This is a genomic window from Flavobacterium orientale, assembly GCF_014638005.1.
GTDB lineage: Bacteria > Bacteroidota > Bacteroidia > Flavobacteriales > Flavobacteriaceae > Flavobacterium > Flavobacterium orientale.
Map to the genome: position 1 here is coordinate 88,045 of NZ_BMFG01000005.1, position 24,127 is coordinate 112,171.

The 24,127-nt window shown below is 35.2% G+C and carries 21 protein-coding genes; 14 read left to right on the top strand and 7 right to left on the bottom strand.

Annotation, left to right across the window (positions count from 1 at the left end; genetic code table 11):
- Positions 1-3: 3 nt before the first annotated feature.
- From IEV15_RS07895 to IEV15_RS07935, 9 genes are all read left to right on the top strand, one after another.
- On the top strand, positions 4-954 hold the full coding sequence (locus IEV15_RS07895; RefSeq protein WP_188361981.1) for a hypothetical protein: 951 nt from the start codon (positions 4-6) through the stop codon (positions 952-954).
- Positions 947-1,681, top strand: a complete 735-nt coding sequence (locus IEV15_RS07900) for a DUF4129 domain-containing protein (protein ID WP_188361982.1) — start codon at positions 947-949, stop codon at positions 1,679-1,681. The genes IEV15_RS07895 and IEV15_RS07900 overlap by 8 nt, the downstream gene beginning before the upstream one ends.
- On the top strand, positions 1,681-2,877 hold the full coding sequence (locus IEV15_RS07905) for a DUF4350 family protein (protein WP_188361983.1): 1,197 nt from the start codon (positions 1,681-1,683) through the stop codon (positions 2,875-2,877). Before IEV15_RS07900 ends, IEV15_RS07905 begins: the two co-directional genes overlap by 1 nt.
- 48 nt (positions 2,878-2,925) lie before the next feature.
- The gene (locus IEV15_RS07910; protein WP_188361984.1) at positions 2,926-3,933 is read left to right on the top strand and encodes an AAA family ATPase; all 1,008 of its coding nucleotides are present in this window, start codon (positions 2,926-2,928) and stop codon (positions 3,931-3,933) included.
- Positions 3,934-3,939: 6 nt separating this feature from the next.
- Positions 3,940-5,274 carry a DUF58 domain-containing protein gene (locus tag IEV15_RS07915; RefSeq protein ID WP_188361985.1) on the top strand — a complete coding sequence of 445 codons (1,335 nt, stop codon included), beginning with the start codon at positions 3,940-3,942 and terminating at the stop codon, positions 5,272-5,274.
- 37 nt (positions 5,275-5,311) lie between these two features.
- Entirely contained in the window at positions 5,312-6,094 is a 783-nt protein-coding gene (locus IEV15_RS07920) for a TrmH family RNA methyltransferase (RefSeq protein WP_188361986.1), read from the top strand.
- 115 nt (positions 6,095-6,209) lie between these two features.
- A complete protein-coding gene (locus IEV15_RS07925) occupies positions 6,210-8,429 on the top strand; it encodes a RelA/SpoT family protein (protein ID WP_188361987.1) in 2,220 nt (739 codons plus the stop codon).
- A gap of 131 nt (positions 8,430-8,560) precedes the next feature.
- A complete protein-coding gene (locus IEV15_RS07930) occupies positions 8,561-9,010 on the top strand; it encodes a Fur family transcriptional regulator (RefSeq protein WP_188361988.1) in 450 nt (149 codons plus the stop codon).
- Between the two features lie 50 nt (positions 9,011-9,060).
- Positions 9,061-10,332, top strand: coding sequence for an adenylosuccinate synthase (locus IEV15_RS07935; protein WP_188361989.1), 1,272 nt, complete (start codon positions 9,061-9,063; stop codon positions 10,330-10,332).
- A gap of 86 nt (positions 10,333-10,418) precedes the next feature.
- Here the strand turns inward: IEV15_RS07935 and IEV15_RS07940 are convergent, their stop codons facing one another.
- The 4 genes from IEV15_RS07940 to IEV15_RS07955 all read right to left on the bottom strand — a co-directional run bounded on the left by IEV15_RS07940 (position 10,419) and on the right by IEV15_RS07955 (position 13,881).
- Positions 10,419-10,805 (bottom strand): ankyrin repeat domain-containing protein, encoded by a 387-nt coding sequence (locus IEV15_RS07940; protein WP_188361990.1) that lies wholly within the window; start codon positions 10,803-10,805, stop codon positions 10,419-10,421.
- Between the two features lie 152 nt (positions 10,806-10,957).
- Positions 10,958-11,908, bottom strand: coding sequence for a phosphoribosylaminoimidazolesuccinocarboxamide synthase (locus tag IEV15_RS07945; protein ID WP_188361991.1), 951 nt, complete (start codon positions 11,906-11,908; stop codon positions 10,958-10,960).
- Between the two features lie 129 nt (positions 11,909-12,037).
- On the bottom strand, positions 12,038-12,541 hold the full coding sequence (locus IEV15_RS07950) for a hypothetical protein (RefSeq protein WP_188361992.1): 504 nt from the start codon (positions 12,539-12,541) through the stop codon (positions 12,038-12,040).
- A 389-nt stretch (positions 12,542-12,930) separates the two neighbouring features.
- Positions 12,931-13,881 (bottom strand): PhoH family protein, encoded by a 951-nt coding sequence (locus IEV15_RS07955; protein WP_188361993.1) that lies wholly within the window; start codon positions 13,879-13,881, stop codon positions 12,931-12,933.
- A 107-nt stretch (positions 13,882-13,988) separates the two neighbouring features.
- On the opposite strand from IEV15_RS07955, the gene IEV15_RS07960 reads away from it, so the two are divergent.
- The 5 genes from IEV15_RS07960 (at position 13,989) to dnaN (ending at position 18,730) form a co-directional block, all read left to right on the top strand.
- Complete coding sequence (locus IEV15_RS07960; protein WP_188362107.1) at positions 13,989-14,825, top strand: SAM hydrolase/SAM-dependent halogenase family protein; 837 nt, start codon at positions 13,989-13,991, stop codon at positions 14,823-14,825.
- Position 14,826: 1 nt separating this feature from the next.
- Positions 14,827-15,123 carry a putative quinol monooxygenase gene (locus IEV15_RS07965; RefSeq protein WP_188361994.1) on the top strand — a complete coding sequence of 99 codons (297 nt, stop codon included), beginning with the start codon at positions 14,827-14,829 and terminating at the stop codon, positions 15,121-15,123.
- 10 nt (positions 15,124-15,133) lie between these two features.
- Positions 15,134-15,859, top strand: coding sequence for a gliding motility-associated ABC transporter permease subunit GldF (gene gldF, locus IEV15_RS07970; protein ID WP_188361995.1), 726 nt, complete (start codon positions 15,134-15,136; stop codon positions 15,857-15,859).
- Positions 15,859-17,544, top strand: a complete 1,686-nt coding sequence (gene gldG, locus IEV15_RS07975; RefSeq protein ID WP_188361996.1) for a gliding motility-associated ABC transporter substrate-binding protein GldG — start codon at positions 15,859-15,861, stop codon at positions 17,542-17,544. Before gldF ends, gldG begins: the two co-directional genes overlap by 1 nt.
- 67 nt (positions 17,545-17,611) lie before the next feature.
- Positions 17,612-18,730 (top strand): DNA polymerase III subunit beta, encoded by a 1,119-nt coding sequence (gene dnaN, locus IEV15_RS07980; protein ID WP_188361997.1) that lies wholly within the window; start codon positions 17,612-17,614, stop codon positions 18,728-18,730.
- Positions 18,731-19,016: 286 nt separating this feature from the next.
- Here the strand turns inward: dnaN and IEV15_RS07985 are convergent, their stop codons facing one another.
- From IEV15_RS07985 to IEV15_RS07995, 3 genes are all read right to left on the bottom strand, one after another.
- On the bottom strand, positions 19,017-20,165 hold the full coding sequence (locus IEV15_RS07985) for a hypothetical protein (protein ID WP_188361998.1): 1,149 nt from the start codon (positions 20,163-20,165) through the stop codon (positions 19,017-19,019).
- A gap of 645 nt (positions 20,166-20,810) precedes the next feature.
- Positions 20,811-22,358, bottom strand: a complete 1,548-nt coding sequence (locus IEV15_RS07990) for an AbgT family transporter (protein ID WP_188361999.1) — start codon at positions 22,356-22,358, stop codon at positions 20,811-20,813.
- An 884-nt stretch (positions 22,359-23,242) separates the two neighbouring features.
- Positions 23,243-24,076: a universal stress protein gene (locus IEV15_RS07995; protein ID WP_188362000.1), complete on the bottom strand. Its 834-nt coding sequence runs from the start codon at positions 24,074-24,076 to the stop codon at positions 23,243-23,245.
- Positions 24,077-24,127: the final 51 nt, after the last annotated feature.

Here is a 24,127-nt window from a genome sequence, read left to right on the forward strand (position 1 = left end):
GCTATGTTTCAACTATTTAAAACCCGAAATTTCAGCGATTACATTTCAGATACTTTTTCCTTTTTTAAAGTAACCGGTAGACATTATTTTTCAAATTATTTCATCATTAATGGTGGATTCCTATTACTGCTTTCGGTGCTTTTTTACTTAGCTTTTAAAGTTTATTTTGAACTTATTTTTTCAGCTATTGCTCCTGCTAATCAAGATTTTGGAATAATCGAAAGTTATTTTACAGACAACTTAGGATTAATTATAGGTCTGATTATCATTTCCGTTATTTTAATCATTTTTGTTTCTATTATAAATTTCACCTACCCAATTATCTACTTAAATTTATACCACAAAAACAAAGGTGATTCGTTTACAACTGCAACGATTATCCAAGAATTGAAAAATAACTTTGGAAAAATTCTGCTTTACATTTTCAAATTATTTTTAATTTCTATTCCGTTAATTTTACTACTCGGACTTGTAATGTTTGTATTGACGATAATCATTATTGGAATTCCTTTAATTTTGATTATTGTTCCGGCCTACTTAGCTTGGATGAATATAAGTTTATATGTTTATCTAAATTCTGATAGCGGATTTTTAAATGCTCTTGGTAAAGGATTTACTATAATAAAAAACAAATTTTGGCCCATAGTTGGTGCTAGTTTAGTGATGCTCGTCATCATACAAGTAATATTGACAGTTTTAACAATGATACCTTATGTTTTCGGAGTGGCATCCATTTTTACTTCTGCTCAAAACTCCGGTTTTGATGATAACAACCCTTTTTCGTTTATGTCAATTATTTTGTCTATCGTTTTTGTTGCATCAGTAATTTTAAATTATGTATTAAACAACATTCAATTGATAAATAGTGGTATCATTTATTACAGTTCCTGTGAAGAAGAGGAAAACAACCAACCAAAAAATGCTATCGAAATGATTGGAAGTGATCATGAATAAAATAGTCCTTCTTTTTTTATCCTTCATAACGCTAATGGGTTTTGCTCAGAATGATTCGTTGTCTATGGCTATAACTGAAAATAAAATAGACACCATCGCTATTGAAGAGCTACAATTTGAAACAGGTTTTAAAGAAAAATACAGCGATGATGCTTTTATTTATGAAGCCAAAGCAAAAAAAGTAAATGCTTGGGATCGTTTTAAAGAATCGCTATTTGATTTTTTTGAACGAATTTTCAATTCCAGTAGCCGAGAGAACACTGAAAATGTGGTAGAAATCATTTTAAAAGTACTTGCTGCTGCTTTACTCATTTTTGTCATTTATTTAATTGTAAAAGCAATTATGAATGGCGAAGGAACCTGGGTTTTTGGAAAATCATCGGATAAAAAAGTAATCAATTATGAAGAAATTGAAAAAAACATTCACTTAGTTGATTTTGAAAAACTGATCAAAGCGACGCTGAAAAATGGTGAAAACCGCTTGGCTATTCGCTACTATTATTTATGGTTGCTAAAAATAATGTCGGCCAAACAATTCATTGAATGGGATGTTGAAAAAACCAATTCTGATTATTTGTATGAAATAAATAATACAGCTATCAAAAACCAATTTGAATATGTCTCCTATTTGTACAATTACATTTGGTATGGCGAATTTGAATTGGACGAAGTAACCTTTATAAAAGCCAAAAAAGCTTTTGATAACTTAATCAATTCTTTAGGCTAATGAATTGCACCTTAAAAATATACATTTTCCTTTTACTCCTGATTATTGCGGGAATCATTTTAATGGATGCCAATCGACCTAAACCAATTGATTGGCGACCCACCTACAAAGTGAGTGCTAAAACGCCATTGGGACTTTATGTGCTGGATAATGAAATCGAAACGTTGTTTTCTAAAGATAAAATAGAGCGATTCAAAAACACGCCTTATGAGTTTTTTGATGGTCATTACGATTATGACACCTTGGTAAATACCTATGACATCAACGGTACGTTCCTTTCAATAACCGAAGAAAATACCATCGATGAAGAGTCTATCCTGGAACTGCTTTATTTTGTAGGTCACGGTAATCAGGCTTTTTTGAGCATGAAATATTTTTCAGAAGGATTAGCGGATTCTTTACAATTCAAAATTGAAAATCAATATTACTATAAAGATACCCTTCAAAATTACCTGACCCATCAAAAATTCAGTGCCTCAAAATACAACATGAGTGGCGGTGTTTCAGGTTTTTATTTTGGAGAAATGGATAGTTTAAAAACTACAATTTTAGGCTATCACAAAATCGGCGACAAAAGCTATCCCAATTTTATAAAAGTTGATTACAAAAAAGGCTCCTTTTTACTTCATACGCAACCTGCCGCTTTTTCAAATTTTCACTTATTAAAAGATAATCATTCGGAATATGCTCAAAAACTTTTGTCGTATATTCCTAATCAACCTGTGTATTGGTATCAAAAAAACCTAACTGCCGATAATATATCACAATCGCCGTTGCGTTTTGTGTTTGCAAATCCGGCGTTAAAATGGGCTTGGTATTTCTTTTTATTTGGAATGATTTTGTTTATTTTGTTCAATGCCAAACGAAAGCAACGTATTGTTCCCATCATAAAACCTTTAGAAAATACTACGGTAGATTTTACAAAAACAATTGGCAATTTGTATTTTCAAGAAGGAAATCACGGCAATCTGATTGACAAAAAAATCATTTTCTTTTTAGAGAAAATCAGAACAGATTATATGATTGATACCTCAAAACTGGACGATGCTTTTGTGAAAAAATTGCATTTAAAATCAGGTAAAGACCTACTGGTAATTGACAAAGCCGTACGTTTGATTCACAAACATCACAGAAGGTATCAAAGTACCGAAGAAGATTTAATTGAAATTAATACTATACTGGAAAAAATAATATAGCACTTCTCCTTTTTTAAAGGAATGGGGCTTTAAATAAATATCAAAATTATGGAAGAAAATAGCACAAATAATCCGATAGATGAAAATGTAAATTTTGAATCGCGAATCGATTTAAAACCGTTGCAAGACAGTCTAACTGAAATTAGAAATGAATTAGGAAAAGTAATTGTGGGACAATCAAAAATGATTGATCAATTACTGGTATCTATTTTATCCAACGGACATGTTTTATTAGAAGGTGTTCCGGGTGTTGCTAAAACAATTACGGCTAAATTACTGGCTAAAACTATGAATATTGGTTTCAGCAGAATTCAATTTACGCCCGATTTAATGCCGTCTGATATTTTAGGAACTTCCATTTTTGACTTAAAGAAATCAGAATTCGAATTTAAAAAAGGACCTATTTTTTCGAATCTGATTTTAATTGACGAAATCAACCGTGCTCCCGCAAAAACACAAGCAGCTTTGTTTGAAGTAATGGAAGAACGCCAAATTACAATGGATGGAACTACCTATCAGTTAGCAACACCGTTTTTAGTAATTGCGACTCAAAATCCTATCGAACAAGAAGGAACCTATCGTTTGCCGGAAGCTCAATTGGACCGATTTTTATTTAAAATAAACATCGATTATCCAAATTTGACCGAAGAAATTGAAATCATCCAACGGGAACATACGTTACAGGATTCAGGTAAATTAGACCAAATCAAAACTTTTTTAACAGCCGAAGACATTAACAAATTCCAAAGTTTGGTAAAACAGATTATTGTTGAACCACAATTGTTAGAATATATTGCCAAGTTGGTAATTAACACTAGAGAAAATGCCTTTTTATATCTGGGAGCTTCTCCCCGAGCCTCAATCGCCATTTTAAATGCTTCCAAAGGATTTGCAGCATTACGAGGTCGTGATTTTGTAACGCCCGAAGATATTAAAGATGCCGCTATTCCGGTTTTACAACACCGGGTGATTGTCACTCCCGAACGTGAAATGGAAGGGATTTCCGGTAAAGAAATCATTCGTCAAATTATTGAAACCATCGAAATTCCAAGATAAGAAACTTTGAAACGACTATTGCAACAACTGTACCTCAATAACTTATTTTTCTATGCTTTGCTTGGAATAATAACGTTGTTTGCTTGTGCCTTCTTTTTTCCGTTTTTATACTCGGCTACATGGTATGTGTTTATCATTTTGATGGTGTTTTTAGTTTTAGATATACTAACTCTTTTCTTAGCAAAAACAGGAATTGAAGGAAGTAGAACGATGGCTGAAAAACTATCTAATGGTGATGATAACAAAATTGTTGTGAGTATTAAAAATTATTACACTTTTTCCATACAGGTAAAGATTATCGATGAAATTCCTTTTCAATTTCAAGTAAGAAATTTTGAAATTTACAGAAAAATAAAAGCTTCTGCCACAGATGCGATCCAGTATTATGTAAGACCAACAGAACGTGGCGAATACCATTTTGGAAAACTTAATATTTATGTTACTTCTCCGCTACGGTTAATTTCCAGAAGATTCATGTTTGAAAACGGACACATGGTGCCCACCTACCCGTCTTATATTCAGCTTCGTAAATATGATTTAATGGCTTTTTCAAACAATCTGTTTCAATATGGGGTTAAAAAAATCAGACGAATTGGGCACACCATTGAATTTGAACAAATTAAAGAATATGTTCAAGGCGACGACATCAGAACCTTAAACTGGAAAGCAACCGCCAAGAAAAATTCGTTGATGGTCAATCAGTTTCAAGATGAAAAATCGCAGTCGGTTTATATGGTTATCGACAAAGGCAGGACGATGAAAATGCCTTTTAACCAATTGAGTTTATTAGATTATGCAATTAATGCTACGTTGGTTTTATCAAATGTAATCTTGAAAAAACACGATAAGGCCGGAATGTTTACCTTTTCTAAAAAAGTAGAAAATAGAGTAATGGCCGAAAAAAGAGCGTCGCAAATGCAACTTATTTTAGACGCACTTTATAATGTAAAAACCGATTTTTTTGAAAGTGATTATGGCAGGCTGTATGTAGATATTAAGAAAAATATCAATCACAGAAGTTTGATTTTGTTGTATACTAATTTTGAAACTTTGGATGGTTTACAGCGACAACTTCCTTATCTAAAAGGGATTGCAAAAAATCATTTATTGGTGGTTATCTTTTTTCAAAATACCGAACTCAATGAAATCATTCATAAAAAATCAGAAACCGTTCAGGAAGTGTATGATAAAGTGATTGCTGAAAAGTTTGCTTTCGAAAAACGATTAATCGTGAACGAACTCAAAAAATATGGTATCTATTCTGTTTTGACACAACCGGAAAACCTGACATTAGACACGATAAATAAATATTTGGAAATCAAAGCTCGCGGGATTTTATAAAAAAGACTGTACCTTAGCAACACCGAAAAACAGCATCTTGAAACAAATCACTTCCATACAAAACCCCTTCATTAAATCCTTAGTCCAATTGCAGGAAAAATCAAAAACCCGCAAACAAACCGGCACGTTTTTAATGGAAGGCAAACGGGAAATTGAATTGGCACTAAAAGGCGGTTACGAACTGGAAACAGTTTTGTTTTTGCCGGAATTTGTTTCAGATAAAGAACTAAAAAAATTTAGCGGTAGTGAATGTATTGAAATAACAAGAGAGGTCTATCAAAAATTAGCCTATCGAGACACTACAGAAGGTGTTTTGGCTGTAGCCAAATCAAAAAAACACCGGTTAACCGATTTAAAACTTTCCGAAAATCCCTTACTTTTGGTTGCAGAAGGCATTGAAAAACCGGGAAATTTAGGTGCTTTGCTCCGAACTGCCGATGCGGCAAAAATAGATGCTGTGATTATTGCCAATCCAAAAAGTGATTTATACAATCCAAATATCATTCGTTCCGGTGTGGGATGTGTATTCACAAATCAAATAGCCGTTGGTTCTACCGATGAAGTTATTTCGTATCTGAAATCGAACAAAATCGCCATTTTTTCGGCAACCTTACAAAATGCTAACAGCTATCATTTAGAAAATTATACAACGCCCACTGCTCTTGTTGTGGGTACAGAAGCAACCGGTTTAAGCGAACTTTGGCGTACAGAAAGCACACAAAACATTATCATTCCTATGCAGGGAGAAATTGACTCCATGAATGTATCCGTTGCGGCCGCTATTTTATTGTTTGAAGCAAAAAGACAAAGGGGTTTCTAATTTTTTAAAAAATTGTACTCCTAATTTTAGTACAGTAATGTAGTAAAAAACGTTCTGTTTTCCATTTGCATATTTAAAAACTTTGTCCTACTTTTAGTAACAGATAGAGATTGATATGACAGAGATTGATATAGAACAAGAAAACAAGGCTATTGCAAAGGAATATAAAGAGTTACTTCGCATAAGTTATCAAACATTAACTGCTGAGGATAAAAAAATTATAAGAAAGGCATTTGATGTGGCTGTTGATGCTCATAAAGAGCAACGACGCAAATCAGGTGAGGCTTATATTTTTCATCCTATTGCTGTCGCAAAAATTGTGGCTTCAGAAATTGGATTAGGTGCCACCGCTATTGCAGCAGCTCTGATGCATGATGTTGCGGAAGATACAGACATTACCATTGCGGAAATTGAAAAAATGTTCAATCCCAAAATTGCACAACTGGTTGATGGTTTAACAAAAATTGCCAAAGTTAAAACCGATCAGGAAATTTCCATGCAAGCAGAGAATTTTAGAAAAATGCTGCTCACCTTAAATGATGATGTTCGCGTAATTCTTATCAAATTGGCCGATCGCTTGCATAACATGCAAACCATGGAATCCATGGTGGATTATAAACAAGCCAAAATTGCATCGGAAACCTTATACATTTATGCTCCTCTTGCCCATCGATTGGGACTTTATAACATCAAATCGCAATTGGAGGATTTGGGTTTAAAGTATACAGAACCCGATGTGTACCATGACATTCTCAGTAAATTAAAAGAAAGCCGACAAGAACAAGAAGCTTATATTGCCTCTATTTCTGACGTCCTCAAAAAAGCTCTGGATGAAGAAGGAATTGAATATACCTTAAAAGGGCGTTCAAAATCGATCTACTCTATCCGAAGAAAAATGCTCGCTCAAGGTGTTTCATTTGATGAAGTCTACGACAAATTTGCTTTGCGTATCGTCTATAAATCCAACCAACACGATGAAAAGTTTTTGGCTTGGAAAATCTATTCTATAGTAACCGATCATTATCGCCCGAGTCCGAGTCGTTTGCGTGATTGGATTTCATCACCAAAATCTACCGGTTATGAAGCCCTTCATATTACCGTTATGGGACCAAAAGGCCGATGGGTGGAAATTCAAGTGCGAAGTGAACGAATGGATGAAATTGCAGAAAAAGGCTATGCTGCCCATTATAAATACAAACAAGGGTTGAGTGAAGAAAATAGTCTCGACACGTGGTTGAATTTGTTGAAAGAAGCTCTGGAAAATTCAGCTTCTAATGCGGTCGATTTTGTTGAAGATTTCAAATTGAACCTTTATTCAAAAGAAATATATGTTTTTACACCCAAAGGGGAAATAAAAAGTTTGCCCAAAGGAGCTACCTCCTTGGATTTTGCCTTTAGTATTCACTCCGAAATTGGAGTCAGAACCCGCGGCACAAGAGTAAATGGAAAGTTAGTTCCTTTAAATCACGTATTAAACAGTGGTGATCAGGTGGAAGTGATTACTTCGGCCAATCAAAAACCCAATTTTCACTGGTTGGATTATGTAACGACTTCAAGAGCCAAAAACAAAATTAAAAACGTTTTAAACGAAGATACCAAAAAAATTGCCGAAGACGGAAAGGAATTACTAACCAGAAAGTTGCGTCATTTAAAAGTGACACTTAACGAAACTACGGTCAACGAATTGGTCAATTATTTCCATTTAAAAACGAGTTTGGATTTATTTTACCGAGTTGGAATTGGCACCATTGACAACCAGCAATTAAAAGATTTTGCTTCGCAAAAGAGCAACACGCTTATAAATTTCTTCAAGAAAATAAAGCGTTCGCCTTCTGTTAATCAGGAACAAATTCAAAAAAATGAAATCAGCAAAAATTTTGACATGCTGGTTTTTGGTTCGGAACAAGATAAATTGGATTACAAATTATCTTCCTGCTGTAACCCTATTCCCGGCGACGATGTTTTTGGATTTTTAACCATCAACGATGGCATAAAAGTACACCGCAAAGATTGCCCTAACGCCATAAGTTTACAGTCCAATTATGCCTATCGCATTATCACTGCCAAATGGATTGATTCCTCTCAAGAAGAATTTAAAGCCGTCTTGAATATTACGGGTATGGATACGTTGGGATTAACTAATGAATTGACAAAAGTTATTTCAAACCAAATGCATGTGAACATTCAAAGTATTTCCTTGAGTGGTGACGCCGGAATTTTCAACGGGCAAGTGACTGTTGTCGTACAAAACAATACCATTTTAAAACGTTTGATTGAAAACATCAAAAAAATTGACGGCATCGACAAAGTGACTCGAATTCACACAAGAAACTAAAAAATGGGTTAGGATGATTGGCCAAAACAGCTATTTTACTGGCATTTTTGACAGTATAAAAAATAGTAAATCGCAATAAATTCTAATCCTAAAAATATCCTTATCTTTGCCACAATTGATAGAATTCTTCTATGGACAACACAAAAAACAACCAGGATATAGTAAAAAATGTATTTACAAAATACCTTGAAGAAAAAGGGCACCGTAAAACACCGGAACGTTATGCTATTCTTCAGGAAATCTATGATAGTTTAGAACATTTTGATATCGAATCTTTGTATATCAAAATGAAAAATAAAAACTATCGTGTCAGTAGAGCTACGCTGTATAATACTATAGAACTTTTATTGGAATGTGGATTAGTGAGAAGACATCAATTTGGTCAAAATCAAGCTCACTATGAGAAATCGTATTTTGACAAACAACACGATCATATCATTATGACTGATACCGGTGAAGTGATTGAGTTTTGTGACCCAAGAATTCAGCAAATCAAAAAAACGATTGAAGAGATTTTTGGTATTGAAATCCACCACCATTCCCTTTATATGTATGGAAATAAAAAAGCAACTACTGAATAATAGGTTATTCAAATTATACTAACTATAACTAAACAACAAACAACAAAAAGATGACCGTAGATTTACTGTTAGGACTACAATGGGGCGACGAAGGAAAAGGAAAAATTGTCGACGTTCTTACTTCAAACTATGATATAATTGCTCGTTTTCAAGGTGGTCCAAATGCGGGACATACATTGGAATTTGACGGAATTAAACATGTATTACGCACCATTCCATCCGGAATTTTTCATAAAAATGCCATCAACATTATTGGAAATGGTGTAGTGATAGACCCGGTTGTTTTTCAAAAAGAATTGGAAGGATTGGAGAAATTCAATTTAAACATCAGTTCAAAATTATTTCTTTCCAGAAAAGCCCATTTAATTTTACCCACACATCGATTGCTTGATGCCGCTTCGGAAGCAGCAAAAGGAAAAGCAAAAATTGGTTCTACACTAAAAGGAATTGGCCCAACCTACATGGACAAAACCGGTAGAAACGGAATCCGAATTGGCGATATTGAAATGGCTGATTTTAAAGAACGATATAGAGCCTTGGCCGATAAACACGAAGCCATGATTGCGTTTTATGATGTAAATCTACAATATGATTTAAAAGAAATGGAAGATGAGTTTTTTGCTTCCATAGAAGTTTTAAAAACACTCCAATTTATTGATAGCGAAGCTTTTTTAAACAACGCACTGAAAGAAGGGAAATCGATTTTAGCGGAAGGAGCTCAAGGTTCGTTATTAGATATTGACTTTGGAACCTATCCTTTTGTTACCTCATCCAATACAACAGCTGCAGGAGCTTGCACCGGTTTAGGGATTGCTCCAAACAAAGTAAAAGAGGTATTCGGAATTTTCAAAGCCTATACTACTCGTGTGGGTAGCGGCCCATTTCCTACGGAACTGTTTGATGAAGACGGAGCTACAATGGCCCGTGTTGGAAATGAATTTGGTTCGGTTACGGGAAGAGCTCGCCGTTGCGGGTGGTTGGATTTAGTAGCTTTAAAGTATGCCGTTCAAGTGAATGGGGTCACCCAATTATACATGATGAAAGGCGATGTACTTTCCGGTTTTGAAACGTTGAAAGTTTGTACCGCTTATGCGTATAAAGGAGAAATCATCAACCACTTCCCTTATAACATTGAACCGGAAAATGTAACGCCGGTTTTTGTTGAGAAAAAAGGATGGAAAGCTGACTTAACGGGTTTAACTTCTTATGAGGCATTGCCGGAAGAATTTAAAGACTATGTAGCTTTTATAGAAAAAGAATTGGAAGTGCCAATCAAAGTTGTTTCTGTAGGACCCGACAGAACACAAACTATTATAAAATAAAGTACTACCGTTTATAAAAAACAACAATCCCATCAGTTATTGATGGGATTATTTTTTTAACTAACTCCTATAAAAACAAAACTACTTTATTTACTTTTTAAAAGTTGCACCGCTTCAGTTGCATTAGAATGCTCCGCATATTGTAAAGCAGTATAACCATTTTTACATTTTGCTTTAACATCGGCACCTTTTTCTAATAAGAAAGTAATAATTTCGGTTTGATTATAACGAGCGGCATACATTAAAGGGGTCATACCGTTTGTTTTCTCGTTAATATCTGCTCCATAAGAAACCATTTTTTTAACTAAGTCCACTTCGCCTTTGCTAATTGCAATACACAAGGGTGTCGCATAATATTTTGCATACACAAATGTTTCGGCTTCACTACGAGTAAAAGTAGTGTCGTTGGAAGCTAAAGTAACATTACTAAAAGCCAATAAGGCTAAACCTAAAATACTGATCGTTTTTTTCATGATGATTGATTTAATGATTAATGATTGATTACTTTAATAGACGACAAAAATTCATAAACGTTACAAAATGAATTCTTTGTAACAAAACTTTAACATTTGGGTATAAAAAAACCACGCAATGGCGTGGCTTTAAAAATTTGATTAACGAAGTGTTATAATGAGGCTAAATAGCGAACTACATTGGTTTCTATTCGTTCTTGTATATTTGAAATATCAGCTTTGATAAAGGGTTCGCCTAAAATATTTTCATACAATTCAATATAGCGTTCCGAAACGGTGTGGATATAGTCTTCTGTCATATTTGGAATTTGTTGGCCTTCTTTTCCTTGAAAACCATTGGCAATTAACCATTGTCTGACAAATTCTTTTGACAATTGTTTTTGAGCTTCTCCTTTATCTTGTCGTTCCTGATAACCGTCTGCATAGAAATAACGTGAAGAATCAGGGGTGTGAATTTCATCGATCAGCACAATCTTTCCTTCTTTTGTTTTTCCGAATTCATATTTCGTATCTACTAAAATCAAACCTTTTGAAGCAGCTATTTCAGTACCTCTTTGATATAAGGCCCGGGTGTATTTTTCAAGAACTAAATAGTCAGCTTCCGAAACAATGCCTTTTTCTAAAATGGCTTCACGAGAAATATCTTCATCATGCGAACCGTTATCCGCTTTGGTAGTAGGTGTGATTATTGGCTTTGGAAAACGATCGTTTTCTTTCAATCCTTCCGGCATCGTAACACCACAAAGTAAACGTCTTCCTGCCGTATATTCTCTGGCAGCATGTCCGGACAAATAACCTCTAATCACCATTTCCACTTTAAAAGGTTCGCATAAATGCCCCACAGCAACGTTGGGATCAGGTGTAGCAATCAACCAATTGGGAACGATATCTTCCGTAAGTTGCATGAATTTCGTAGCAATCTGATTTAAGATTTGACCTTTATACGGAATCCCTTTTGGCATCACTACATCAAAAGCGGACAATCTATCGGTGGCAATCATAACTAAAATTTCATCATTGATGGAATATACTTCTCTTACTTTGCCTCGATAAACCGATTTTTGATTGGGAAAATTAAAATTTGTGGTGGTTATTGTGTTCATAGTTGTGTGTTGTTGTGAACTGCAAAAGTAAAAATTTAAACTAACTTTTAAAGTATCCACTACTAATATAATAGACAAAAAAAAAGGATAGCAGTGAGCTATCCTTTTTAATAATGTTTTACTTTTTAATTAGAACATGATGTTATACGTAACACCTACTCCTACAACTTGTAAGTCGATATCGTTTTGAGCAAAAGTATGTTGGTAAAAACCATAGATATTCCATTTTTCGTTATGGAATCCAATTTGAGGATTAATATATAAACCTCCTGAATTGTTGTCTGCATTGGTTAAAAATCCGTATCCTAAATCAGTTCCAAAAAATAAACCTTTTGGTTGGAAATAGTAACGAACAAATCCGGCTAATGGAATTAATCCCAAATCTTGAAAATCATCTTTACCAAAAAAGTGATTGTATCCGGAAGCTACACCAATTCCAAAACTAGGTGATACAAGGTGTTGTGCTCTAAAATCGGCTCCTACGGTAAGTGAAGCAAAATCAGCTGTATCCCCAAGTGGCAAACCTACATTTACTCCTGCTTTAAACCAAGAATTTTCCGGAGTAATAACTAGATCTTGAGCATAAGTAAAACTTACTGCTACCAAACTCAATGCTAAAATAATTTTTTTCATTTTCTTTTTTAAATGTTATACTTCCTAGTAGACAATTATCGTGCCGAAAAGTCAGATTATTCAACAGTACTGAACGCTAGACGCTTATAACAGCAAAAACTGACAAATTATTTTTTGAATCGTACAAGAAAAGTAAAAAGCAGCAGCAAAATGCTATAAATTAAATAAATCAATCCAAAAAACAACAGCAAAAATGCGAGAATCAGCCACGATGGATATATAGTGGTATGCCACCCCGGAATAATGGAAGTAAAAAAATCAATCGTGTTGGAAAGAAAGAAAACAATAACTAGTGCAACGACTACAAGGAGTATCTTTTTCATTTTGTTGATTAAAAAATCCCCATCAAATGATGCATTTGATGAGGATTTATACACTTAAATAAGTATTTAATCATGATTCTCAATGCTTTTGTAAGCATCAATAATTTTCTTAACCAAACGGTGTCTAACAATATCTTTATCATCTAAGTAAATGATGCCAACACCTTCAACATCTTTCAAAATAAGCAACGCTTCTTTTAATCCTGAAATGGTTCTTCGCGGCAAATCTACCTGTCCCGGATCGCCGGTAATGATAAACTTTGCGTTTTTACCCATACGGGTTAAAAACATCTTCATTTGTGAATGCGTCGTGTTTTGTGCTTCATCCAATATGACAAAAGCATGATCTAAGGTTCTACCCCGCATAAAGGCCAAGGGTGCAATTTGTATAATACCTTTTAATATATAATCTTCTAACGTTTGTGGTGGTAACATATCTCTTAAGGCATCATATAAAGGTTGCATGTACGGGTCTAATTTTTCCTTCATATCACCCGGAAGAAATCCTAAGTTTTCTCCGGCTTCTACTGCAGGACGTGTCAAAATGATACGCTTTACTTGCTTTTCTTTAAGTGCTTTTACAGCCAATGCAACTCCGGTGTAGGTTTTACCCGTTCCGGCCGGACCCACGGCAAAAACCATATCATTTTTCTGAATTAACTCCACCATTTTCTGCTGATTAGGCGTCATGGCTTTAATCAATTTTCCACCAATTCCATGCACCAAAATTTTATCTTGGTCATGCATTTTGTGTTCCTCGGCAGAATTACTTTGAATTACCCGATCAATAACATTGGTGTCAATATTATTGTAACGTGTAAAATGTACCATTAATCTGTTAAAGCGATTTTCAAATTCGTCAAGCTCTTCCCGCTCACCAAAAACTTTTAATGTTGTCCCTCGTGCTACAATTTTAAGCTTAGGATAATACCTTTTGATGGTTTCCAGATGGGAATCTTGAGCACCCCAAAACTCTTTTGGGGCAATGTCGTGAAGTTCAATAATTCTTTCGTTCAAAAGCAATAGTTTTAAAATTAAAAAATAGGTTTTTAATTATTAGATTTGCATCACTCAAATTTAATGAAATTTCATTGAAGGTTTCACGAATAGTTATAAACAAAATGATGTCAATAATTACCCTTACCACCGATTACGGATTAAAAGACCACTTTGTTGGAGCTTTGAAGGGAAAAATTTTAACCGAAGCACCCGATGCCACGATTGTTGACATATCCCACAACATCGACCCGTTTAACACGGCCGAAACCAGCTATATTATCTCAGCAGCCTACAGTAGCTTTCCTAAAGGAACCGTTCATTTAATTGGTGTTGACGCCGAACGCAACCTGGAAAACGAACACATCGCTATGCTTTGGAACGATCATTATTTCATCTGTGCCGATAATGGCATATTGAGTATTTTGACGCAAAAAATTCTTCCACAACAAGTAGTTGCCATCAATATCCATGACCGATTGACAGTGGATGCCACCGATATGGATGTTTTTAAAACCGTGGCCTGTCATTTGGCTAAAGGCGGTCTGTTGAATGTTATAGGAAGGGAAATTAAAACACTAAAACCTATAACTGACCTACAACCCATTGTTTCTAAAACGGGTGATTCCATTAAAGGAAATGTCATTTACATTGACCACTTTGGAAACGTGGTGGTGAATATTACTAAAAAACTTTTCATTGAAACCGGAAAAGGGCGACCTTATGAAATTGCCATTAAACCTAAAGCCTTAAAGACCATTTTACCCAATTATTCGGCCATCGCTCAATCGGGAAAATTTCCGGTGAAGAATTACGAAGGTCAGAATTTGGCTTTATTTAATGAAGCGGGGTATTTGGAAATTGCTATTTTCAGAAGCAATCCCGCTACTGTGGGTAGTGCTACTTCTTTATTGGGCTTGAATTATCGCGATACTATTACCATTAATTTTTTACCTGCTGATTGATATGTTTATTCGAATCGTAAAAATGAGTTTTCATCAAGAACATATCCCGAAATTTTTGGGCAACTTTGATTTGATGAAAGAAAAAATACGAAATGCACCCGGAAACCGTTTTCTTGAATTGTATCAGGATAAAAACAATCCGGAAGTTTTTTTTACCTATAGTTTTTGGGAATCCGAAGCCGATTTGGAATCCTATCGGAATTCGGAATTATTTTATGACGTATGGCAATTTACCAAACAATTATTCAACGCCAAACCGGAAGCTTGGAGCGTAGATAAAGTGGTAAGTTTACCTTAAATTTAAAACAATGAAAGCACTATTTTTAAAAGAAATACAATCCTTTTTTGGTTCCGTTTTGGGCTATTTGGTGATTGTATTGTTTTTACTGCTCAACGGATTATTTCTTTGGGTTTTTGAAGGAGATTTTAATATTCTAAACAGTGGCTTCGCCGATTTGAGTCCGTTTTTCACCTTTGCTCCTTGGGTATTGTTACTCTTAATACCTGCCATCACCATGAAAAGTTTTTCTGATGAAAAAAAACAAGGTACGATGGAATTACTACTCACTAAACCTTTAAGCATTGGGGAAATTGTAGGCGGTAAATTTTTAGCCGCTTTTGTGTTAATCGTTTTGGCAATACTGCCCACTTTGATTTATGTGGTGGTTATTTCTAAATTGGGCTATCCGGAAGGGAGCATCGATATGGGGAGCACTTGGGGGTCTTATTTTGGGTTGCTGTTTTTGGTAGCCGCTTATACCGCCATTGGTGTTTTTACTTCTACGCTGTCCACCAATCAAATTGTGGCGTTCATTCTGGCTGTTTTCATCTGTTTTCTTTTCTATTTTGGATTTGAAGGCATCTCAAAACAAATGACTTCCTTTTCAGACGGAATAGCTGCTTTGGGAATGGAATTTCATTATAAAAGTATGAGTAGAGGCGTTATTGATACCCGCGACTTGATTTATTTTATAAGTGTTACTGTTTTGTTTTTTACAGCTACTGTTTATCAACTTAAAAACTTGAAGAACTAATGAAAAAAATAAACAAAAAACTACTTATTAATTGGCTTTCGTTAGTAGCGATACTTATCGTTATAAATATAATCAGCTCTTATTTCTTCAAACGTTTTGACCTAACTGCGGATAAACGGTACACGCTTTCCGAACATACTTTGGAATTGTTAGCCTCAATTGAGCAACCCTTATTTATTGATGTTTTTTTAGATGGTAATTTTCCGAGTGACATCAAAAGACTGCAAGTGGAAACCCGTCAGTTGTTGGAAGAATTCAAAGCCTATAATTCCAACATTCAATTTCAATTCATCAATCCGCTAGCGGAAGAAGGAGATAAAAACGCACTAATCGACGCTTTTTATGAAAAAGGAATGACGCCCATCAACATAACGGTTGAGGATAAAGGCAAGCAATCCCAAGAGATTGTTTTTCCGTGGGCCATTGCTTACAGTGGCGAAAAAGACACTAAAGTTCCCTTACTGAAAAACATGATGGGTGCTTCCACCGAAGAAAAAGTCATCAGCTCGGTACAACATTTGGAATATGCGTTTGCGAATGCCATTGCCACTGTTTCCAAAGAAAAAAGTAAAAAAGTAGTCGTTCTAAAAGGTAATGGCCAACCCGAAGATGTATTTATCGGCGATGCCTTGAAACAAATCAGAGACAACTATTTCATTGCTCCTTTCACTTTGGATAGTGTGGCTGCCAATCCGGAAAAGGTGTTAAAACAATTGCAAGGGTATGATTTAGCCATCATGGTTAAACCTACCGAACGTTTTTCTGATGAAGAAAAATTGGTTTTGGATCAATATGTGATGTCAGGTGGAAAAATGCTTTGGTTGATGGATATGGTTTCCATAGAAATGGATAGTTTGTATAACGATACGGGAACCAGTTTGGCCTACCCCAAAGACTTGAATCTGAATGATTTATTTTTTAAATACGGGGTGCGAATCAATCCCTATTTGATTAAAGATATCATGGCGACACCCATTTCGTTAGCCACCGGTGCAGAAGGTTCTGCCACACAATACAAACAGTTTCCTTGGTTTTATGCTCCCATGATTTATCCTTCAAGCAAACATCCTATTGTGGCCAATCTTGATGGATTAAAATTTGAGTTTACCAATCCCATTGACACCTTAAAAAACGACATTCAAAAAACGGTGTTGTTGCAATCTTCTCCCTATTCAAAAGGGATTGGAACACCAATTGAGGTTTCTCTTGAAATGGTATCCGAAAGACCTGAACCTACCGATTTTCAAAATAGCGGACTGCTACCTGTAGCCGTTTTATTGGAAGGAAATTTCAAATCGGCTTTTCAAAATAGAGTGTTGCCTTTTAAAACCGATGGTTATAAAGAAACAGGCACGGCTACTAAAATGATTGTTGTGTCGGATGGTGATGTGATTAAAAACCAATTGGACAAAAACTACCAACCGTTAGAATTGGGTTATGACAAATGGACCAATACCTATTATGGCAATAAAGAATTCATCCTAAACAGTGTGAATTTTTTGTTGGATGACAGCGGACTTATTAACATTCGAAGCAAGGAAGTAAACCTGCCCTTGCTGGATAAAGAAAAAGTATATGACAATTATAGTCTTGCTCAATGGATAACTATTGGAGTTCCAATTACTATTGTGGTGTTTTTCGGACTGCTGTTTATCTATATTCGCAAAAGAATTTACGGTAAATAGTGTTAATAAAAAACTTTTTGTTATTGTTGAGTTAGAGTTATATTTGTGGTTATAAAAATTAAGCGAAATGAAGTTTATCGTATCGAGTTCCTATTTATTAAAACAATTGCAAGTTTTAGGTAGTGTTATCAACAGTAGCAACACCTTACCTATTCTAGATAATTTCCTTTTTGAATTAAACGACACTGTTTTGACTGTTTCTGCTTCCGATTTGGAAACTACCATGTCGGCTATTTTAGAAATTGACAGCAAAAGTAAAGGTAGCGTAGCCATTCCGGCCAAGTTATTATTAGAAATTTTAAAAACATTCCCGGAGCAACCGTTGACCTTCACCGTTGAAGAAAACAGCACGATTGAAATTAGTTCCAATTCCGGAAAATATGCCTTGGCTTATGCTCCCGGAGATGAGTTTCCAAAGGCAGTGGTTTTAGATGAACCTTCTGCCACCATGGTTCCTGCTGAAGTTTTAGCGTCAGCAATCAGTAAAACTATTTTTGCTGCAGGTAACGATGATTTACGTCCGGTGATGTCAGGTGTGTTTTTCCAATTCTCACCACAAAGCCTTATTTTTGTGGCTACTGATGCTCACAAATTAGTAAAATACTCCAGAACAGATGTTACAGCTACTGAAGTAGCAGAATTCATCATGCCTAAAAAACCGTTAAACATTTTAAAAGGTATTTTAGCCATGACCGATAGCGAAGTGAAAATTGAATACAACGACAGTAATGCCGTTTTTTCGTTTGATTCATACATGTTAGTTTGTCGCTTGATTGATGGAAAATACCCCAACTACGAAGCGGTGATACCAAAAGAGAATCCAAAAAAATTGCATATTGACAGAACACAATTATTAAATTCTGTGCGTCGTGTTGCAATTTTCTCTAACAAAACTACACACCAAATCCGATTGAAGATTGCCGGAACCGAATTAAACATTTCCGCAGAAGATATTGACTACTCAAACAAAGCAGAAGAACGTTTGACGTGTGATTACCAAGGTGATGACATGCAAATTGGCTTCAACTCACGCTTCTTAACAGAAATGCTAAACAACCTGCATTCTGACGAAATCATGTTGGAAATGTCGCTACCCAACAGAGCCGGTATTTTAACTCCGGTGGATGGATTAGACGAAGGCGAAACGGTTACGATGTTAGTAATGCCGGTGATGCTGAACAACTAAAAATAAAACACCACTTATTTATACTGAAAAAACCCTTATCTCAATTGAAATAAGGGTTTTTCTATTTCATCCATCTTGCTCTCCAAAATTTGATTCATGACAATAACCCCCACAAAAAACTCCCACTCTATGTCATTCCGACGCAGGAGGAATCTCATAATCAAATCACACACGCTGGTTCGAGCGTCTTCAATTGTACCCACAATCAATCTCTAAAATAGTAGGATTATGATTTTCATACTATCCGGAACTACTAGTTCCAAATAAGTGGATAAAAAACAAACTCCTATTGCTTTTTCAGATTTGTATTTTTCTCACATATTTGACTATACCATTTTATCCACTTGCGTTGTAATTTTATAAGTTCTATTTCGCTAGCATACATTCCTGCACTTCCAAAATCTTCACTAGTTATTTCTTTTAGTAAGTAATTTGCTCTCCCCGACACTCTAAAAAGATCATCAAAAATTACATCTCCAGTTTCCAAACGCATATCGCCACTTTCTACTCTACCATCGATTATTAAGTTTACTGAACCTACTAGACCTACTTCTTTATTATTCGTGATTCTTTTAATTAATTCTTGAATACCTGTTTTATAATTAAATACTACCCAACTTTCTACATCACCAACTGAAGTTGTAATTTCTCTTTCATTTTCAAATAAATTAAAAATATAATCTTTAGGTTTATCTTTGATTAAAAGACGTATTGAATCTGAATATTTATAATATATATTTTTATGTTTTTTAATGTTTTTATTGAAGGGTTTAGGTAATTTATCTTCATTAGGTAAAGTACATTCTGAAAATATTTTTTCATATTTCTTAATGCTTTTATTAGATATTCTAATAACTTTATTGGTATTATTTGGTGGAACAATTTCTTTACACTCTCTAATATAGAATTTCATCCATTTTAGTTGTAATTTTTTGAGGTCTCTTTTTGTTGCATTTCCACCAGCTTCACCCATATCGCCATAAGTGATATGTTGAAGAATATGATTTATTCTTCCTGCTACCCTTGTAAGGTCATTACCACCAACCATTTCTGGTTTTAAATTCAAGTCACTTATTTTTGAATTATTTGTAATTCTTTCTATTAAACCTTTTAAACCTACTTTATAATTATTTACAACCCAATATTCCACCTTATCTATTGCAAAATTACCATCTTCTTTTTCAAGAATATCATAAATTTCCTTTTCTGTTTTATCCTTTATTGAAGAAAATGAGGGTGGGTATATATCCGAAAATTGCTCGTTTTTTAGTTGTGACTCAAACCTTCTTTGATGTGATTTTAAAGTATTTGAAAAAAAAATTTCTAACTTATCTTCATCGGGCAAAGTACTTTCTGAAAACACCTTATGCGTTTGACAGCCTAATAGCAAATAGAAAAACACTACAATAAAAATAAACTTAATTAGTCCTTTCATTTTATTTTTTTTTGTGACTTTTATTGGTCGCACCCTCCGCTGCCGCACAAATCTCTTCATGTGCCAATTAAATTAATAAAAACTACTCTTAATTTACCTTTCAATAAAAATAGTAAAAAATACAGTAGTAATCTAGAACTGAAATTAGTTTAATGGCTTCAAAAGTTTTTTATAATCCACACCAAAAGATTCGTTTATAGCGGTGAAAAAAAATCCGTTTAAATCCTCTTTCCATAAATAACCTTACACTGTCAGTTTTCAAGTGCTTCGTGTCTTATTTCTTCGTGGCAAAACTAAAAATTAACCGTAGCGAAGCCAACCTGCCTGCCGTCAGGCAGGTCCGCGTTCCCATCTTTGCGTCCTCTTATTTTTACGACTTTGCTCCCGATATGTATCGGGATTGCGAGAAAAAATCCGCTCAAATCCGCGTTTGGCGAAGCCATCAGTGTCACCTGCCTGCCGTCAGGCAGGTCCGCGTTCCCATCTTTGCGTCTTCTTATTTTTGCGTCTTTGCTACCTATGTTTATCGGGATTGCGAGAAAAAATCCGCGTTCCCATCTTTACACCATTCCCCTCCTTATTTATACAAAAAAAACCCTTACTTCAATCGAAATAAGGGTTTTTCTATCATATAAAAAAAACTACTTAAGGAGCAATATACTCATACGTTGACTGCAACCCTAACGGTATTCCTAAAGCCCAATACGCCAAAAGGAATATCGTCCATGCAATCATAAACGCAATGGAATACGGTATCATCATGGAGACTAGCGTACCAATTCCGGTGCTCTTGACGTACTTCTGACAATAGACCACAACCAACGGGAAATACGGCATCAACGGTGTTACAATATTAGAAACCGAATCCCCCACACGATACGACGCTTGCGTTAAATCAGGAGAAATACCCAATTGCATTAACATCGGTACCATAATCGGAGCAATTAACGCCCATTTTGCCGAAGCAGAACCAATAAACAAATTGACAAAAGCCGTCAATAAAATAATACCTACAATGGTAATCTCCGGTGCCAATGCCATTGCTTTCAAAGCAGATGCTCCTTTTAAAGCCAATAAAGCTCCTAAATTGGATTTGGCAAACGCATCAATAAACAACGCACAGAAGAAAGCCATTACGATATAATAACTCATCCCACTCATGGATTTGGTCATACTGTCAATAATGTCTTTTGATTTCTGAAAGGTGCCTGACATCATGCCATAAACCACACCCGGAACCAAGAAAATAATAAAGATCAAAGGAACAATAGAACGCATTAATGGAGCTGTAAAAACAGCAATCTCACCGGTCTCTGCTCGTAAAGCAGAATCCGCTGGTGCGGCCCAAAAATACAAGCCTAGTAATAGCAACAACATGATACCACAAGAAACCCAAAAGGCTTTCTTTTCTTTGCTGCTCAAGGCATCCATTTTAGGTTGCTCTTCTGAATTGACTTCAACTGTGACACTTCGCAATCTTGGGTCTACAATTTTTTCAGTGATGTACCAACCCAAAAGCACAATCAACAAGGTGGAAGCTGACGTAAAAAACCAGTTGTTCAAGGGGTTCAATTGAATCGCGGGATCTATAATTTGTGCCGCCGATTGTGTAAATCCTTGCAATAATGGGTCAATTCCTGACGGAATAAAGTTGGCACTAAAACCACCGGAGACCCCCGCAAATGCAGCGGCTATTCCCGTTAAGGGATGACGTCCTGCAGCATAAAAGATAACACCGCCTAGTGGAATTACTAACACATAGCCCGCATCCGTTGCCGTATGAGACACTATGGCAACTAAAATCAACATGGGGGTTAATAAGGCTTTCGGTGTAAAGCTCAACATGGTTTTTAATCCGGCATTGATGAATCCGGCATGTTCGGCAACACCTACACCTAACATGGCAACTAACACGATGCCAAGCGGTGCAAAACTAGTGAATGTGGTGACCATATTGGCCAAAAAAGCCGCTAATGACCCACCACTTAATAAATTGATAATGGTAATGGGGGCTTGTGATCTTGGGTCGATCTCTGCAAAAGATACGGTTGAAAAAAAAGCAGACAACACCCATATTAACAGCATTAAAACAAAAAACAAAATAGCAGGATCAGGGAGTTTGTTACCCTTCCGCTCAATAAAATCGAGAGCTTTTGCGACAAAGCCCTTTTTGGTTTGTTGAATTTCTTCCATGGTTAGTTTAATTTGCAACTAATATACTATTTTCATAAGTACGATTGCAAATCATCACGGATTTATTACTAACAGAAAAAATTAAGCCCTATAAGTCATCTAAGTTGCTACTATACTTGAAGAGGATAAACTTTTCCTCGACTAGTTTTGAACTTATATGACTTATAGGGTTTAAACAAGTCCTTTTAAACTTTTAAACTATTTTTTTAACCACATAGAGACATAGTTTTTCATAGTTATTAAAGACGCTTCGCTCAATCAAAGTAACACCTAGCTATGCGAAACCAAGTATTGGTTCTATGTCCTTTTTTCCTATGTATCTATGTGGCTAAAAAGGTAAACCTTTTAAACTCTTAAACTATTTTTTTAACCACATAGAGACATAGTTTTTCATAGTTTTTAAAGACGCTTCGCTCAATCAAAGTAACACCTTGCTATGCGAAACCAAGTATTGGTTCTATGTCCTTTTTTCCTATGTATCTATGTGGCTAAAAAGGTAAACCTTTTAAACTTTTAAACTATTTTTTTAACCACATAGAGACATAGTTTTTCATAGTTATTAAAGACGCTTCGCTCAATCAAAGTAACACCTAGCTATGCGAAACCAAGTATTGGTTCTATGTCCTTTTTTCCTATGTATCTATGTGGCTAAAAATGTAAAACTTTTAAACTTTTAAACTATTTTTTTAACCACATAGAGACATAGTTTTTCATAGTTGTTAAAGACGCTTCGCTCAATCAAAGTAACACCTAGTAGCTATGCGAAACCAAACATTGGTTCTATGTCCTTTTTTCCTATGTATCTATGTGGCTAAAAATGTAAAACTTTTAAACTTTTAAACTTTTAAACTTTTAAACAATTTAAACTTTTAACCAATTAACCCCTACTCCTCATGTATCGCCAAAATCGGCACTTTCACATGATACGCCAATTTCTGTGTCAAACTTTGATTGAACAACTCTTCAAAGAAACCGCGTTTGTAGTTCAACATGGCTAATAAATCCACATTATAATCCTTTGTGAAATCAAGGATACTCTGTTTGACATTTTCATTTTCTATAATGTGAAACACCACTTGATCGTCTTTAAACAAAAACTTCCAATCTTGAATCACCACATCTTTCACGTCTGATTTTGCTGTTTTGATATACAAACAGTGCACTTTTGCCTTGAAAGCATTGGCTAGTTTGATAACTTGTTTGAGAGCTTTAATGTCTTTCTCTTTAAAACGAGTGGTGAAAACGATATTCTTAATTTCGTTAAAAGCCGCTTCTTCAGGAACACCTATAACAATCGCCTCAGATTCGATGATTACCGTTCCGGTATTGGAACCTAAAAAGGTTTCCTTTAAACCACTGGCTCCTTTGGTACCCATCACCACATAATCAATGCGGTCTTCTTTAACTATTTTCTTGATAGCCCAAATCAAATCACCGTGTTTTAAAATGTGACTCATTTGTACGTGTCCCAAATTATGCTCCTCGGCTATGCGTCGTAAAATCGGAATCTGGTCTTTTAGATTTTCAAAGTTTTCCAATTCAATAGAATCATATACCTCTTTTAAGGTACTTGGCAAGCCTCCCATATGCAATTGAGGCAACTCATAAACGTGCAATACAAACAACTCCCCTTTTGTTACTTCGGCCAATTTCAAAGCATAAACAAAAGCATTTAGTGAAGCTTTTGAAAAATCGGTTGGATACAATATTCGTGACATGACTAGTGGTATTAATTTCTAACGTAAAGTTACGACTTATGATTCAAAAGC

What these genes read in the sequence shown, in the direction of transcription:
- dnaN (WP_188361997.1), top strand. Translation starts at nt 17,612, where the DNA reads ATGAAGTTTATCGTATCGAGTTCCTATTTATTAAAACAATTGCAAGTT.
- IEV15_RS07990 (WP_188361999.1), bottom strand. Translation starts at nt 22,358, where the DNA reads ATGGAAGAAATTCAACAAACCAAAAAGGGCTTTGTCGCAAAAGCTCTC.
- IEV15_RS07940 (WP_188361990.1), bottom strand. Translation starts at nt 10,805, where the DNA reads ATGAAAAAAACGATCAGTATTTTAGGTTTAGCCTTATTGGCTTTTAGT.
- IEV15_RS07895 (WP_188361981.1), top strand. Translation starts at nt 4, where the DNA reads ATGTTTCAACTATTTAAAACCCGAAATTTCAGCGATTACATTTCAGAT.
- IEV15_RS07930 (WP_188361988.1), top strand. Translation starts at nt 8,561, where the DNA reads ATGGACAACACAAAAAACAACCAGGATATAGTAAAAAATGTATTTACA.
- IEV15_RS07995 (WP_188362000.1), bottom strand. Translation starts at nt 24,076, where the DNA reads ATGTCACGAATATTGTATCCAACCGATTTTTCAAAAGCTTCACTAAAT.
- IEV15_RS07925 (WP_188361987.1), top strand. Translation starts at nt 6,210, where the DNA reads ATGACAGAGATTGATATAGAACAAGAAAACAAGGCTATTGCAAAGGAA.
- IEV15_RS07900 (WP_188361982.1), top strand. Translation starts at nt 947, where the DNA reads ATGAATAAAATAGTCCTTCTTTTTTTATCCTTCATAACGCTAATGGGT.
- IEV15_RS07945 (WP_188361991.1), bottom strand. Translation starts at nt 11,908, where the DNA reads ATGAACACAATAACCACCACAAATTTTAATTTTCCCAATCAAAAATCG.
- IEV15_RS07985 (WP_188361998.1), bottom strand. Translation starts at nt 20,165, where the DNA reads ATGAAAGGACTAATTAAGTTTATTTTTATTGTAGTGTTTTTCTATTTG.
- IEV15_RS07935 (WP_188361989.1), top strand. Translation starts at nt 9,061, where the DNA reads ATGACCGTAGATTTACTGTTAGGACTACAATGGGGCGACGAAGGAAAA.
- gldG (WP_188361996.1), top strand. Translation starts at nt 15,859, where the DNA reads ATGAAAAAAATAAACAAAAAACTACTTATTAATTGGCTTTCGTTAGTA.
- IEV15_RS07910 (WP_188361984.1), top strand. Translation starts at nt 2,926, where the DNA reads ATGGAAGAAAATAGCACAAATAATCCGATAGATGAAAATGTAAATTTT.
- IEV15_RS07960 (WP_188362107.1), top strand. Translation starts at nt 13,989, where the DNA reads ATGTCAATAATTACCCTTACCACCGATTACGGATTAAAAGACCACTTT.
- IEV15_RS07950 (WP_188361992.1), bottom strand. Translation starts at nt 12,541, where the DNA reads ATGAAAAAAATTATTTTAGCATTGAGTTTGGTAGCAGTAAGTTTTACT.
- IEV15_RS07965 (WP_188361994.1), top strand. Translation starts at nt 14,827, where the DNA reads ATGTTTATTCGAATCGTAAAAATGAGTTTTCATCAAGAACATATCCCG.
- IEV15_RS07905 (WP_188361983.1), top strand. Translation starts at nt 1,681, where the DNA reads ATGAATTGCACCTTAAAAATATACATTTTCCTTTTACTCCTGATTATT.
- gldF (WP_188361995.1), top strand. Translation starts at nt 15,134, where the DNA reads ATGAAAGCACTATTTTTAAAAGAAATACAATCCTTTTTTGGTTCCGTT.